The organism is Mycobacterium sp. Marseille-P9652, assembly GCF_902652685.1.
Lineage (GTDB): Bacteria > Actinomycetota > Actinomycetes > Mycobacteriales > Mycobacteriaceae > Mycobacterium.
Genome location: NZ_CACRUY010000003.1, coordinates 60,467 through 72,494, shown reverse-complemented (window position 1 = coordinate 72,494; position 12,028 = coordinate 60,467). Strand labels below are relative to the sequence as shown.

10 protein-coding genes are annotated in these 12,028 nt (G+C 70.0%); 5 read left to right on the top strand and 5 right to left on the bottom strand.

What is annotated here, in order from left to right; all coding sequences use genetic code 11:
* The first annotated feature begins 89 nt into the window (after nt 1-89).
* Together GPY60_RS03015 and GPY60_RS03010 are read left to right on the top strand one after the other, a co-directional pair.
* Nucleotides 90-1,883 (top strand): flavin-containing monooxygenase, encoded by a 1,794-nt coding sequence (locus GPY60_RS03015; RefSeq protein WP_156686097.1) that lies wholly within the window; start codon nt 90-92, stop codon nt 1,881-1,883.
* Complete coding sequence (locus GPY60_RS03010; protein WP_156686095.1) at nt 1,880-3,460, top strand: flavin-containing monooxygenase; 1,581 nt, start codon at nt 1,880-1,882, stop codon at nt 3,458-3,460. Before GPY60_RS03015 ends, GPY60_RS03010 begins: the two co-directional genes overlap by 4 nt.
* Here the strand turns inward: GPY60_RS03010 and GPY60_RS03005 are convergent.
* The 5 genes from GPY60_RS03005 to GPY60_RS02985 all read right to left on the bottom strand — a co-directional run bounded on the left by GPY60_RS03005 (nt 3,400) and on the right by GPY60_RS02985 (nt 8,539).
* Nucleotides 3,400-4,797: a DUF2252 domain-containing protein gene (locus tag GPY60_RS03005; RefSeq protein ID WP_156686094.1), complete on the bottom strand. Its 1,398-nt coding sequence runs from the start codon at nt 4,795-4,797 to the stop codon at nt 3,400-3,402. The two genes, GPY60_RS03010 and GPY60_RS03005, sit on opposite strands and share 61 nt — an antisense overlap.
* Nucleotides 4,798-4,844: 47 nt before the next feature.
* Complete coding sequence (locus GPY60_RS03000; RefSeq protein WP_156686092.1) at nt 4,845-5,666, bottom strand: SDR family oxidoreductase; 822 nt, start codon at nt 5,664-5,666, stop codon at nt 4,845-4,847.
* A 58-nt stretch (nt 5,667-5,724) separates the two neighbouring features.
* Nucleotides 5,725-7,017 carry a sodium:proton exchanger gene (locus GPY60_RS02995; protein ID WP_156686090.1) on the bottom strand — a complete coding sequence of 431 codons (1,293 nt, stop codon included), beginning with the start codon at nt 7,015-7,017 and terminating at the stop codon, nt 5,725-5,727.
* 295 nt (nt 7,018-7,312) lie between these two features.
* Nucleotides 7,313-8,125, bottom strand: coding sequence for an SDR family NAD(P)-dependent oxidoreductase (locus tag GPY60_RS02990; RefSeq protein ID WP_156686088.1), 813 nt, complete (start codon nt 8,123-8,125; stop codon nt 7,313-7,315).
* Nucleotides 8,126-8,539, bottom strand: a complete 414-nt coding sequence (locus GPY60_RS02985) for a nuclear transport factor 2 family protein (protein WP_156686086.1) — start codon at nt 8,537-8,539, stop codon at nt 8,126-8,128.
* Nucleotides 8,540-8,696: 157 nt separating this feature from the next.
* Between GPY60_RS02985 and GPY60_RS02980 the strand changes: the two genes are divergently transcribed.
* The 3 genes from GPY60_RS02980 to GPY60_RS02970 all read left to right on the top strand — a co-directional run bounded on the left by GPY60_RS02980 (nt 8,697) and on the right by GPY60_RS02970 (nt 12,013).
* The gene (locus GPY60_RS02980) at nt 8,697-9,557 is read left to right on the top strand and encodes a helix-turn-helix domain-containing protein (RefSeq protein WP_156686084.1); all 861 of its coding nucleotides are present in this window, start codon (nt 8,697-8,699) and stop codon (nt 9,555-9,557) included.
* A gap of 10 nt (nt 9,558-9,567) precedes the next feature.
* Nucleotides 9,568-10,515 carry a LysR family transcriptional regulator gene (locus GPY60_RS27475; RefSeq protein WP_156686083.1) on the top strand — a complete coding sequence of 316 codons (948 nt, stop codon included), beginning with the start codon at nt 9,568-9,570 and terminating at the stop codon, nt 10,513-10,515.
* Nucleotides 10,516-10,624: 109 nt separating this feature from the next.
* A complete protein-coding gene (locus tag GPY60_RS02970; RefSeq protein WP_156686288.1) occupies nt 10,625-12,013 on the top strand; it encodes an MmgE/PrpD family protein in 1,389 nt (462 codons plus the stop codon).
* The last annotated feature ends 15 nt before the right edge of the window (nt 12,014-12,028 follow it).

Genomic DNA, 12,028 nt, shown 5'->3' with positions numbered 1-12,028 from the left:
GGCGTTGACCGAGCAGCCACGTCCGCGCCCGGTCTTGATATGATCAATTGATTGATTATATAGTCTCCTCGCGAAAGAAAGCCGGGAGCGTGACCGAGACCGTTGACATGACGTTCGACGTCGACGCGCTGCGCCGCAAATACGCCGAGGAACGGGCTCGCCGCCTGCAGCCCGACGGCATCGCGCAGTACGTCGAGACCACCGGCGCCTTCGCCCGGTTCGCCGAAGACCCCTGGGTCGACGACTCCTTCACCCGCGAGCCGCTGACCGACGAGGTCGACGTGGCGATCGTCGGCGCGGGCTTCGGTGGCCTGCTGACCGGGGCGCGGCTTCGCGAACTCGGCGTCCAGAGCGTGCGGTTGATCGACCGCGCGGCCGACGTGGGCGGCACCTGGTACTGGAACCGGTATCCCGGCATCGCCTGCGATGTCGAGTCCTACGTGTACATCCCGCTCCTCGAGGAACTCGGCTACATGCCGGCGGAGAAGTACGCCAGGGGTGCGGAGATCTTCGAGCATTGCCGGCGCATCGCCGCGCACTACGACCTGTACCGCGACGCGTGCCTGCGCACCGAGGTGCACGAGATCCGTTGGGAGCCGGAAACTTCCCGGTGGATCATCCGGACCAACCACGGCGACGAGATGCGCGCCAGGTTCGTCTCGATGGCCAACGGGTACCAGGCCAAGCCCAAGCTGCCCGGCATCGAGGGCCTCGGCACCTTCCGCGGGCACGCGTTCCACACCAGCCGGTGGGACTACCGCTACACCGGCGACCACCTGGAGAACCTGGCCGACAAGCGCGTCGGCATCATCGGCACCGGCGCCACCGCGGTGCAGTGCGTGCCCCACCTCGCCGCGGCGGCCCGGCGCCTCTTCGTGTTCCAGCGCACGCCCTCGTCGGTCGACGTCCGCGCCAACCGGCCCACGGACACGAACTGGGCCAACGGGTTACGGCCGGGCTGGCAGCGCGAGCGCATCCAGAACTTCCAGATCCTCACCGCGGGCGGCCGTGCCGAGGCGGACCTCGTGGCCGACGCCTGGACGAGCATCACCCGCAAGCTTCCGGTCATGCGCCACGACGGCGACGGCGCGGTCGATCCCGAACAACGCGGCCGCGACATCGAACTCGCCGACTTCGCCAAGATGGAGGAGATCCGCGCGCGGGTCGACGAACTCGTCGCCGACCCCGCCACCGCCGAGGCGCTCAAACCCTGGTACGGCTACTTCTGCAAGCGGCCCTGCTTCCACGACGAATACCTGCAGACGTTCAACCGCGACAACGTCACGCTGGTCGACACCCGCGGTCGCGGCGTCGAACTCATCACCGAGGCCGGCGTCGTCGTCGACGGGACCACCTACGAGCTCGACTGCCTCATCTTCGCAACGGGATTCGAGGTGGGCACCGACTACAGCCGGCGCACGGGTTTCGAGCTGATCGGCCGCGACGGCCTGACGCTCACCGACTACTGGCGCGACGGCGTGCGGACGTTCCAGGGGCTGTGCGCGCGAGGCTTTCCGAATTGCTTCATCGAAAGCATCTCGCAGGCGGGCCTGACGGTGAACTTCCCCTACCTGCTCGACGTCCAGGCCGGCCACGTCGCCTGGATCATCGCGCGGGCGCTCGAGCGGGGCATCACCGCAGTCGAGGCCTCGCTCGCGGCGGAGGACGCCTGGGTGGACACGGTGGTGGCGCGCTCCGCCGCCACCGCCGAACGGGCCAGCACGTGCACCCCGGGTTACTACAACCGGGAGGGCAAGGCAGACGCGAAGACCCGGCAGGGCAGCTTCTTCTTCGGCGGCCCCACCGAGTACGCCGACATCTTGGAGTCCTGGCGCACCGCAGGCGATTTCCAGGGATTTGAGATCCACGGGGGTAAGCGGTGACAAGCCGGCGGGCTCGACGGCGTTACGCCGTCGGACGGCTGCGCGGGGCGACCCGCCGGGGACGTCCGCCGCGGGTGGTGATCATCGGCGCCGGGTTCGGCGGGCTGGGCGCCGCGGTGGCGCCGCGCCGCGCCGGCATCGACGACCTCACCATCGTCGAGGCCGACGACGGCGTGGGCGGCACCTGGCGGCGCAACACCTATCCCGGGGCCGCCTGCGACATCCAGAGCCACCTGTACTCGTTTTCCTTCGCGCCCAACCCATCCTGGAGCCGCACCTACGCCCGGCAGCCGGAGATCCTCGCCTACCTCGAGTCGGTGGCCGACGACTTCGACCTGCGCCGCCACCTCATGCTCGGCACGCGCGTGCGCTCGGTCCGGTGGAACCCGGACGGCGCGGGGTGGGACTGCGAGCTCGAGCGCGATGGGCGTTCCGAGACGCTGACCGCGGACGTCATCGTCTGTGCCGTCGGGCTTTTCGGCGCGGTCAGGCTGCCCGACATCGACGGCCTCGCCGGGTTCGGTGGCACCCTCATGCACACCGCGCGGTGGGATCACGGCGCCGAGCTTGCGGGCAGGAAGGTGGCGGTGATCGGCACCGGCGCCAGCGGGGTCCAGGTGGTTCCCGAGCTGGCGAAGACCGCCGCGCGACTCACCGTCTTCCAGCGGACACCGCCGTGGATGGTCCCGAAGGACGACCGGCCCTACAGCACAACGGAATTGGAACGGTTCAGGCGTCATCCCCTCGCCGTGCGCCGCACCCGCTGGCAAATTTGGAAGTTCCAGCACGACAACACCGCCACCCTCGCCGACGATCCGGTGGTGAACGCCCGCAGCCGGATCGCCACGTCGTTCCTCGAGCGCACCGTGCCCGACGAGAGGCTGCGCCGGGCGCTGACCCCCGCCTACCCGTTCCGGTGCAAACGGGTGCTCCTCGGCCACGACTATTACCGGGCGCTGCAACGCGACAACGTCGAACTCGTCACCGACCCGATCGCGCGCGTCACCCCGACCGGGGTCGTCACCACAACCGGCCGGGTCGTCGACGCCGACGCCATCGTGCTGGCCACGGGATTCGAGACGTCGCACTACCTTTCGGGCATCGAGGTCGTCGGCATCGGCGGGCAACGGCTGCACGAGCGTTGGGGTGACGACCCGAGCGCCTACCTGGGCGTCGCCGTCAGCGGATTCCCGAACTTCTTCATGCTCTATGGGCCCAATACGAATCAGGGCGGCAACTCGATCGTCTACATCCTGGAGGCCGCCGCGCGCCTGGTGTCCAGCGCGGTGAGCCGGGTGGCACGCCGGGGCGGCTACCTCGACGTGCGTCCCGAGGCCGAACGGCGTTACAACGACGCGCTTTCCGCCGACCTCGAACGCTCGATATGGACGCAGTGCGACAGCTACTTCCGCTCGCCCAGCGGCCGCATCGTCACCCAGTGGCCCTACACCGAACTGGAGTACGCCCGCCGGACCTGGCGGTTGCGGACGCGGGATTGGGCCCACCACGCGAAGCGCTACCGGGCGGGATCGTCGGCCACCTCGATGTCGCCCGCCGCGGCCGCCCTGCGCAGTTGATGGAAGTCGTCGAGTGACTTGTCGGCGTACGCGTACGACCACTCGGCGATCGCCGCGTGGACGGTGTCACTGCTGCCGACGTAGCCCTGGAGCACCGAGGCGTTCGCGCTCTGCGAGTGGGCTCGCGCCAGCAAGACCGCGCAGGCCACCACATACTCGCCGAACGTCGACGGCGACATGCCTTCCGTTTCGACGGTGCCCTTCATGTCGTGGAACTGACGGACGTAGTAGTCGCGGCCGTCCTTGCGCGTCGTCCCGAGAAACACATCCGACATCGCCTGCAGGATCAGCTGGCCGTCCACCACACGCACGCCCTGGCCCTTCGCCTCGACGGCGGCCGTGAGCGAGTCGGGTTGGCGCCGTTGACCGTATTCGTCGAGCACCGATCGGACCGCCTCCTTGATCTGCAAAATCAGGGGCGTGTTGTTGGGACCCACCAAGATGACGAGATAGCACCTGGTGCCGACGCTGCCCACGCCGACGACCCGAAGCGCGACGTCGGTGACGCGGAAATGGGAGAGCAGCAAGGCCACGTCGGCCGGGACCGCGGCCAGGTACTCCTCGATCGACTCCACCAGTGGCCCCTCGACGTCCTCGTCCACGTGCTGCAGCAGCGGAGGGTCTTCGCGCAGTCGCGTGGTCCCGTCCGGACCGACCTCGGTGATTCGTCTGAAGACCCGGGCCGACGTGCGTGTGCGGGCCCGGGCCGTCGTCTTCCTGATGACGTCCAGCATGCCCTTGGAGACTTCGCCTGCGTGCCGCTCCGGTTCGACGCGTAGGTAGTAGCGGTCGAGGACGTTCATCTCGAGCATGCTCTGCAGGCTGGCTTGGTAGCCCTCCACCGCCTGCTCGACGCAGCGCTTGATGGCTGGTTTGGGGTATCCGGCATGGCGGCCGCCGACGATCGCGCTCGTGATGAGGCGTTTGACGTCCCATTCCCCGGGCGCGACGGCGGCCTCGTCGAAGTCGTTGAGGTCGAACACGATCGAGCGGTCGGGGGCGGCATACATGCCGAAGTTGGCCACATGGGCGTCGCCGCAGCACATCACCTCGATCCCGCTCGACGGGCTCGCGGCCAGGTCCGCGGCCATGACCGCGGCCGAGCCCCGGTAGAACGAGAACGGGTCGGCCAGCATCCGCGCGAAGCGCAGTGGCACGAGTTCGCGGAGCCGGCCGTCGTTTTGGGCGACGAGGATCTCGGTGGCGGTGCGCCCGGCGGGGTTCAGTTGCGCGAGTGCGCGTCGAGGCGTCGACTTCCTGAGCGCGCGACCGCGCGCGACGTCCTCGCCAGGGACCTCGAGGTCGATGAGGCGTTCACGCAACTGGCGTTGCGGCATCCGATCAGCATATGCAAGCGGGCGCAATCTCGCCTTGTCGCGCGCGGCTAGCCTTGGCCGCTTCCGGCTTTGACCGCCGCGATGACGCCCCCGTCGACCAGCAGGTCGGTTCCCGTGATGAACGAGGCGTCCGGTCCCAGCAGGAACGCGGCGGCCGCGGCGATGTCGTCGGGCGTGCCGAGCCGTCCGGTCGCGGACATCGCGATCATCGCCCGCATGCCGTCACCGACCGGGGAGGCAAGTTCCTGCTGGCCCATCGGCGTGGAGATGATGCCGGGGCTGATCGAATTGATGCGCGCGCCGCGCCTGCCCCAGTGCGCGCCGGCCGCGCGGACGCGAATCTGGTTGGCATGCTTGGCGATCGGATAGGCAAAGTTCGGCTCGGTGATGCCGCTGACGAAGTCCAGCTGCAGCAGTTCGCTCGGCGGATTGTGAGCCAGCGCCCGTTCTTGCTCGGCCGCCAGCGGGGGCACCAGGTGCCCGGCCATGCTGGCAACCACCACGCCCGCGCCGCCGCGCGCGACCACGTCGCCGAACTCCTGTAGCACCAGCGCGGTGCCGAGAAGGTCGACGGCCAGGATCGCCTCGGCCGAGGCCTGCACCGGGGAGAGGCCGGCGGTGTGCGCCACCTGCGTCACGTCTCCCAGCGATGCGGCGTATTGGGCGAGCTCGTGAACCGATTCGGCCGACGCGACGTCGACGCGACGGCTTTGCACGTGATGTCCGTGTCCCGCAAGGGATTCGGACACCGACGCCAGCGTCGCCTCGTTGTAGTCGGCGAGCAGCACCGTCTTTCCGGAGCCGAGCCTCCTGGCGATCGCCTCGCCCATTCCGCCGACGCCGATGATGGTCAGTACGTCACGAGCCATCGCTCCACTTCCCAGTCAGTCCCCGTCCGGGGATGGTAACCGGCGGGCCGCACCAACCTCAGTGCCCGGGTTCCTGCCCCTCGTTGTGGGGATGGCCGCTGTGGCGGATCGCCCTGTCGGAGAACGGAGCCCGGAGGGTGGCGAGCAGGTGGCGGCGGTTGACGATCAGGCCCACGACCGCCACCGCGGTGTACACGGCGCAGAGCGCCAACCGCCCGTGCGTGGAGTTGATCGGGAACTGGACGACGAACAGCACCAGCAGGGCCCACGCCGCGCCCCGGCCGAAGCGCAACCCGAGGATCAGCGCGACGCCCATCAGGGTCTGGGTCGCCGTGAGCAGCACCTCCTCGACCTGCCGGAAGTCGAGCGCCAGCGAGGCGCCGCCCCCGCCGAGCAGGTGCGCCACCGGCAACGAACCCACCAGCAGCGTCCACTGGTTCACCTTCGAGGAGATGAGCGTGGCGACGGCCGCCGTGCCCTTGCCGCGCGCGGCGAAGATCGTCGCGATGATGAACTCGGGGGCCTCGGAGGCCAGCGGTGCCAGCCATTGAACCAGCAGGAACCGGTCGACGCCGAGCTCGGTGCCGGCGTCGACCAGGTTGTCGGCGAACGGCTTGGCGCACAGCAGGATCACCGCGCCCGACGCCAGGAAGAGACCGATGACGGCGATGCGCCGGCGGAGGTCGGGCAGGTCGCCGATGGCGGCGGCGGTGCCGATCAGGTCGGGTTCCTCCACGTCGCCGTGGCTGACCTTGTAGAGGTAGTAACCGAACCAGCCCAGGAGCGTCACGCCCAGCACGAGGTGGATCTCGCGGGTGGCGGGAATGACGAACGCGACGACGCCGGCGATGAGGAGGAAGCCGAGTTCGACGCGGTTGGCCGGTTGCAGGGCCACGCCGCGGGTTTTGGCCGCGCCGGCCTTGCGCGCCGCCAGCATGCCGACCAGGACCCCCACCGGCCACCCCAGCCCCATGAGCAGCCGGTTGGATCCGGTCATGTTTGCGGCCGCGTACTGGGTGTACGCGGCGTTGTGTCCCGACACGAAGGCGTAGTACAGGTCCACGGCGTACTCCGGCAGAACCGCGACCAGCGCCAGCACCGCGATCGCGATGCCGCCGGCGACGTCGATCTGCGCCGCCTCGGCGGCCCACGCCAGCAGGAAGCTGGCCGCGACTACGGCGGCCCCGTAGATCAGCAGGGCGGCGACCGGATCCGCATGCAGGCCGGCTATCCGCGTCACCAGGGCGGGGGCGATGAAGGCGACGGTGATGAACGCCGAACGCAGCAGGGTGCGTCGGTGTCCGCGTGACGTGGTCGAGACCGCTGGCCGTTCGGTGCCGATCATCGTCATCCTTCGTGAGCTTCTCGGAGGCTCGCTGGCCCGGGCGATCTGCCTACGAAGCTACCCGTCGATCCGGCGGCCAGCAACGTCGCCGGTGGTGGGGCTGACGGGGAAGTGAGCAGCTGTCTTTGCTGGCCAAAGGGGTACGACGGGCGAAGTTAGGGTTACCTGATCCTAAAGTTGGGCAAACCTTCGGCGGACGGTGGTGCCGTTTTGCCCGGTGCGAGCGCCGAGATCGCCCTGACGGTTGTGCCTCGCCGACTTTCGGCGACCGCCGCGGCGTTCTCGGCGTACCCGGCCACCGCTAATCCCCCATCGTCGCTGCGGCGGCCTGGGTCAGCAGCTCGACGGCCTGCCGCCGTTCGAGGGAGGCGAGCAGTTGCGCGCCGGCGCGCAGGCTCTCGCCCACGAACCAGGTCGGACCGTTGGCCAGGTTCTCGAATGCCTCCGCGATCACGTCCTCGACGGCGGCGGCACCGGGCGGCACGTCGTGCGGCGAGGCGATCTGGCCGCGGCTGTGTTCGAGTTGCCTGAGCGCGGGGGTGTTGGTCTTGCCGAGGATGAGGCCGAGGACGTCGACGCCGGTGTCGCGCAGTTCCGACCACAGCGCCTCGGCGAACACCATGTCGAAGGCCTTGGAAGCCCCGTAGGCGGCCATGTTGGGCCCGCCGGCCAGCCCGGCGCCCGAACCGAAGATGACGATCGCGCCCCTGCCCCGCTCGACCATCGGCCGGGCGAAATGGTGGCACAGCTGCATCGGAACCATGCAGTTGCGCTGCACCATGGTCTCGGCCGCCGCCAGCGAGTTCGCCAGGAAGGGCCTGAAGTCCGGGTCGGCCCCCGCGCAGTAGACCAGGGTGCCGATGTCGATGTCTTCGGTCGCCTCCGCGACCGCCGACGCCGCCCCCGGCCGCGCGAGGTCGAGTGCCAGCGTCCGGGTTTGCACGCGCGCCTGGGACTGGAGCTCCGCCGCGACCCGGTCGAGGACGGCCTGCCTGCGGGCGATCAGCACGACGTTGACCCCGCGCTCGGCGAGGCCCTTGGCGAACGCTTCGCCCACGCCGTCGGAGGCGCCCGCCACCAGCGCCCAGGGCCCGTATTTGTCGGCGAACGTCACCTAGGGGCTCCCCACTTCGCTCACGCGCACCGTCGTGAATTGTCTTCTGGCGATTCGCCACCCGTCGGGGGTCCGGACGCACTCGTCGTCGTAGAAGCCGATCCCGTTCACGCAGCCCCGGTTGTCCGCGGCCATGATCAGCGCGTCGACGTAGGTGCGCGCCGTGGCCCGGTCGCCGTCGACCGCGATGGCCTGGTTGCTCAGACGGTGCAGCGTGTGGCCCGCCATGGCGTGGACCTCCGTCATGAACTGCGTGACGGCGTCGACGCCGCGCCATGCGCCGATCACGCCGTAGTCGAGCTCGCAGTCGTCGGTGAAAACCGTTCGGAACAAAGGCCAGTCGCGTCGGTCGATCCCAGTGGCGTAGCGCACCAGCAGGTCGGCGATGTCCTGACGGTCCTCACGCTCGGTCATGCGACGTCTCCGTTCGGCTGGACCACGATGCCGGCGCTGCTACCCGTTAACTATCTCGAATAATCGATATAGACTCTCGAATGTTCGCCTCACTGTAGGAACGGCGCCGCAGAGGAGTCAAGCGATTCGCGGATCGACGTCAGCGCCGACCGCCAGGGTGCTCGACGTTGTCGAGCTCCTGGCCCGGTCCGGCAATGCGCGCCTGCGGTTCTCCGACGTCGTGCGCGAACTCGACCTGACGCAAGCGACGGCGCACGCGATCCTCAAGACGTTGTGCGACCGGGGGTGGGCCAGCCGCGACCCGATCGCCAAGACGTTCACCCTGGGCCCGGCGCTTGCGGTGGTGGCGGCGCGGACGGACACCGCCCGGCCGCTGGCGCACGCGGCCCGGTCCGCGGCGCTGCGGCTCTCGGGTCAGGTCGGGTACGCCTGCTCGGTGGTCGAGCGATTCGGCGACTCCCTGGTGGTCACCGCGTTCGAGGGTGAGCCCGCCACCCAGCCGTCCGGGATCCCGGGGGACCGCATCCCCTACGCCCCGCCGTTCGGGGTGGCCATCGCCGCGTGGGACACCGAGGAGGAGCAGCGCGCGTGGATCCGTCGCGGCGCGGGCGACAACGCCGATCGCATCGAGCGCCTGCGGCAGGTGCTCAGGCACACGCGCGAGCGCGGGTTCGACGTGGACTGGACCACGCCCGCCCTGGCGCAGGCCGTGCAGGTGGTGACCACGCTGGACATCAACGAGATGCCGGCGTCGGTGCGCCAGATCATGGACCAGCTGCTGGTCGAATTCACCACCATCGGCTTCCTGTCCGACGACAACCCCGGCCGGCGCAAGCGGCCCGTGGTGACCATCGCCGCACCGGTTTTCGACGAACGGCAGGTTGCCCTGATGGTGGCGGTGCACCCGCTGTGCCCCCTGAGCGCCCGGCAGATCCGGGTCATCGGCAAGCACCTCACCGACGAGACGCGGGCGATCAGCGAACCCCCGCGGGCGGCCGCCGTCGATCGCGCGGTGTGAGAATCGGCGTATGGAACTGCGGCAGCTGCGCTCGTTCGTGGCGGTTGCCGAGGAGTTGCACTTCGGCCGCGCCGCCCGGCGCCTGCACATCTCGGGACCCGCGTTGTCGCAACAGATCCTGGCGCTGGAGCGCGAACTGGGCACCGACCTGTTCGTGCGCGACCGGCGCAGCGTCCGGCTGAACGAGGCCGGACGGTCGCTGCTCGTCGACGCGCGCAGGATCCTGTCCCTGGCCGACGACGCCAAGCGCCGGCTGCAGCAGGCGGCCGCCTCCAGCACCCCGGTGCGCCTGGGCTACGTCAGTTGGCTGCCCGACGGCATCAACGAGATGGTGGAGTTCAAGGCGCTGCGCATCGACGAATGGGTGCTGCCGTCGCACGCCCAGGCCGACCGCGTGGCGGAGGGCACCCTCGACGTCGCGGTGGCGTGGGTCACCGACGAGCACGTCGAGCGGCGCGGTCTGATCGCGCAGCTGCTGCGCGTCGAGCCCCTGGGCGCCGTCAGTCCCGGGCTGACATCCTCCGAACCCATTGCGGCACAACGCCTCAACGTCCTGGTCGACGCCGACGAATCGGCATGGTCGTCCTGGAATCGGTTTGCCACCCAGTTCGCCGCCGACACCGGCGCGCGCGTCATCAGGATCGACGATGGCGGCGTCACCGGGGACGCGTTCCACGCGCACGTGCGCAGGATCGGCGCCGCCGTCCTCGCATCCCCCAAGCGCCACACCGCCGCGCTCCCGCCCAGCCTCGGCCGGCGGCCCGTCGCCGAGCCGGTGCCGCTGTGGACGTGGTCGCTTCTGCGACGCCGCGACGACGACCGGGTCAGCGTCCGCAACGTGGTGGACGCGCTGCTGGCGTCCGCGCGCGGCCGCGATTGGCTGACACCGCCGGCCGAGCGGTGGTGGGTGCCGCCCGGCGACCCGCACCGCGACGCCCTGGGCGCCGGCCAGCGGTAAGAACTCCCGCCAAGCGCTCGTAAGGGATTGGTCCTGGACGCCCCGTCCCCCACTGCGCTTCGGTTGAGGTAACGCGACGTGGAGGGTGACCGTGACACAGACCTACCTGGTGGACGAGCTGGCCGGCTTCGTCGTCGGCGCGGAGCAGGCCGACCTGGCGGCCGGTTCGCGGGCGCTGCTCAAACGCAACGTCCTCGACAGCATCGCCTGCGCGATCGGCTCCCTCGACGGCGGGATCGTCGGAACGATCCGCGACCACACCGACCAGTTCAGCGGCGTGCCGACGGCGACCCTGGTCGGCGGGGGCCGGGCGTCGGTGGATCAGGCCGCCTTCTTCAACGCCGTGCTCGTGCGCTACCCCGACCTGCTCGACACGTACCTGACGATGGGTGGGCTGTGCCACCCCGCCGACAACCTGGGCGCGGTGTTGGCCGTGGCCGAGCACACCGGCGCGACCGGGGCCGACTTCCTGCTCGCCCTGGCGGTCGCCTACGAGGTCCAATGCCGGTTCAGTGCCGCCGTTCCCGTCATGGCCCGGGGCCTGAATCACGCTCTGCAACTGGCGATGTCGGTCGCCGCGGGCTCGGCAAAGTTACTCGGGCTCGACGCCGAACGGACCGCAAGCGCGATCGCGGCGGCGGCGGCCGACAACGTCTCGGTGGCGGCGGTGCACGCCGAACCGGTCGCGCATTGGAAGGGCATCTCGCCCGCGATCACCGGCATGCGCGCGGTGTACGCGACCATGCTGGCCGCCCGCGGCATCACCGGCCCCAAGGCGTTGTTCGACGGGCCACACGGCCTGGTCCAGCTTTTTGGTCAGCCGATCGACCTGCGCAGCGGCGACCGCGCCCTGAACTGCGTCGAGCAGACCTACCTGAAGCAGTACTGCTCGCTCATCCACGGCCAGGTCGTGATCGACGCCGTGCTGGCACTGCGCGACGAGAACCGGCTGCGGGGCGACGACGTCGCGCGGGTGGACCTCGAGGTGTTCCAGGGCGCGTATGACTTCGCGGGCGGCGGGGCGTACGGCGACAAGAGCCACCCGCAAACCAAGGAGCAGGCCGACTACAACCTGAAGTACCTCAGCGCGGTCGCGCTGATCGACGGCGGGGTCGGGCCCGAACAACTCGAGGACGAACGCGTGCGGCGCGGCGACGTGCAGGACCTGCTGGCCCGGGTCAACGTCGAGCCCGGCGCCGACCTGACCGCGGACTATCCGAAACGCACCGCTGCCCGCGTGCACATCGTCACGCACGACGGCCGGGAGTTCTCTCGCGAGCAGACCGACTACGAGGGCTCACCGACGCGCCCCCTGACCTGGGACCGCGTCGTCGACAAGTTCCACTGGCTGGCCGAGCCGTTCTGCGACGAGGCCCTGCGGGCCGACATCGTCGCCGCGGTCGATCGGCTCGACCACCTCGGCATCGCCGAGCTGACCGGCCTGCTGGGCGCGGCGAGCCCCACCGCGCTGCGGCCGCGCGGCAAGGCCCGGTTCTGACGGGGGAGCGGCCGC

Coding starts and splice junctions, on each gene's coding strand:
- GPY60_RS03005 (WP_156686094.1), bottom strand. CDS start 4,797: ATGCCGCAACGCCAGTTGCGTGAACGCCTCATCGACCTCGAGGTCCCT.
- GPY60_RS03000 (WP_156686092.1), bottom strand. CDS start 5,666: ATGGCTCGTGACGTACTGACCATCATCGGCGTCGGCGGAATGGGCGAG.
- GPY60_RS02995 (WP_156686090.1), bottom strand. CDS start 7,017: ATGACGATGATCGGCACCGAACGGCCAGCGGTCTCGACCACGTCACGC.
- GPY60_RS02985 (WP_156686086.1), bottom strand. CDS start 8,539: ATGACCGAGCGTGAGGACCGTCAGGACATCGCCGACCTGCTGGTGCGC.
- GPY60_RS27475 (WP_156686083.1), top strand. CDS start 9,568: ATGGAACTGCGGCAGCTGCGCTCGTTCGTGGCGGTTGCCGAGGAGTTG.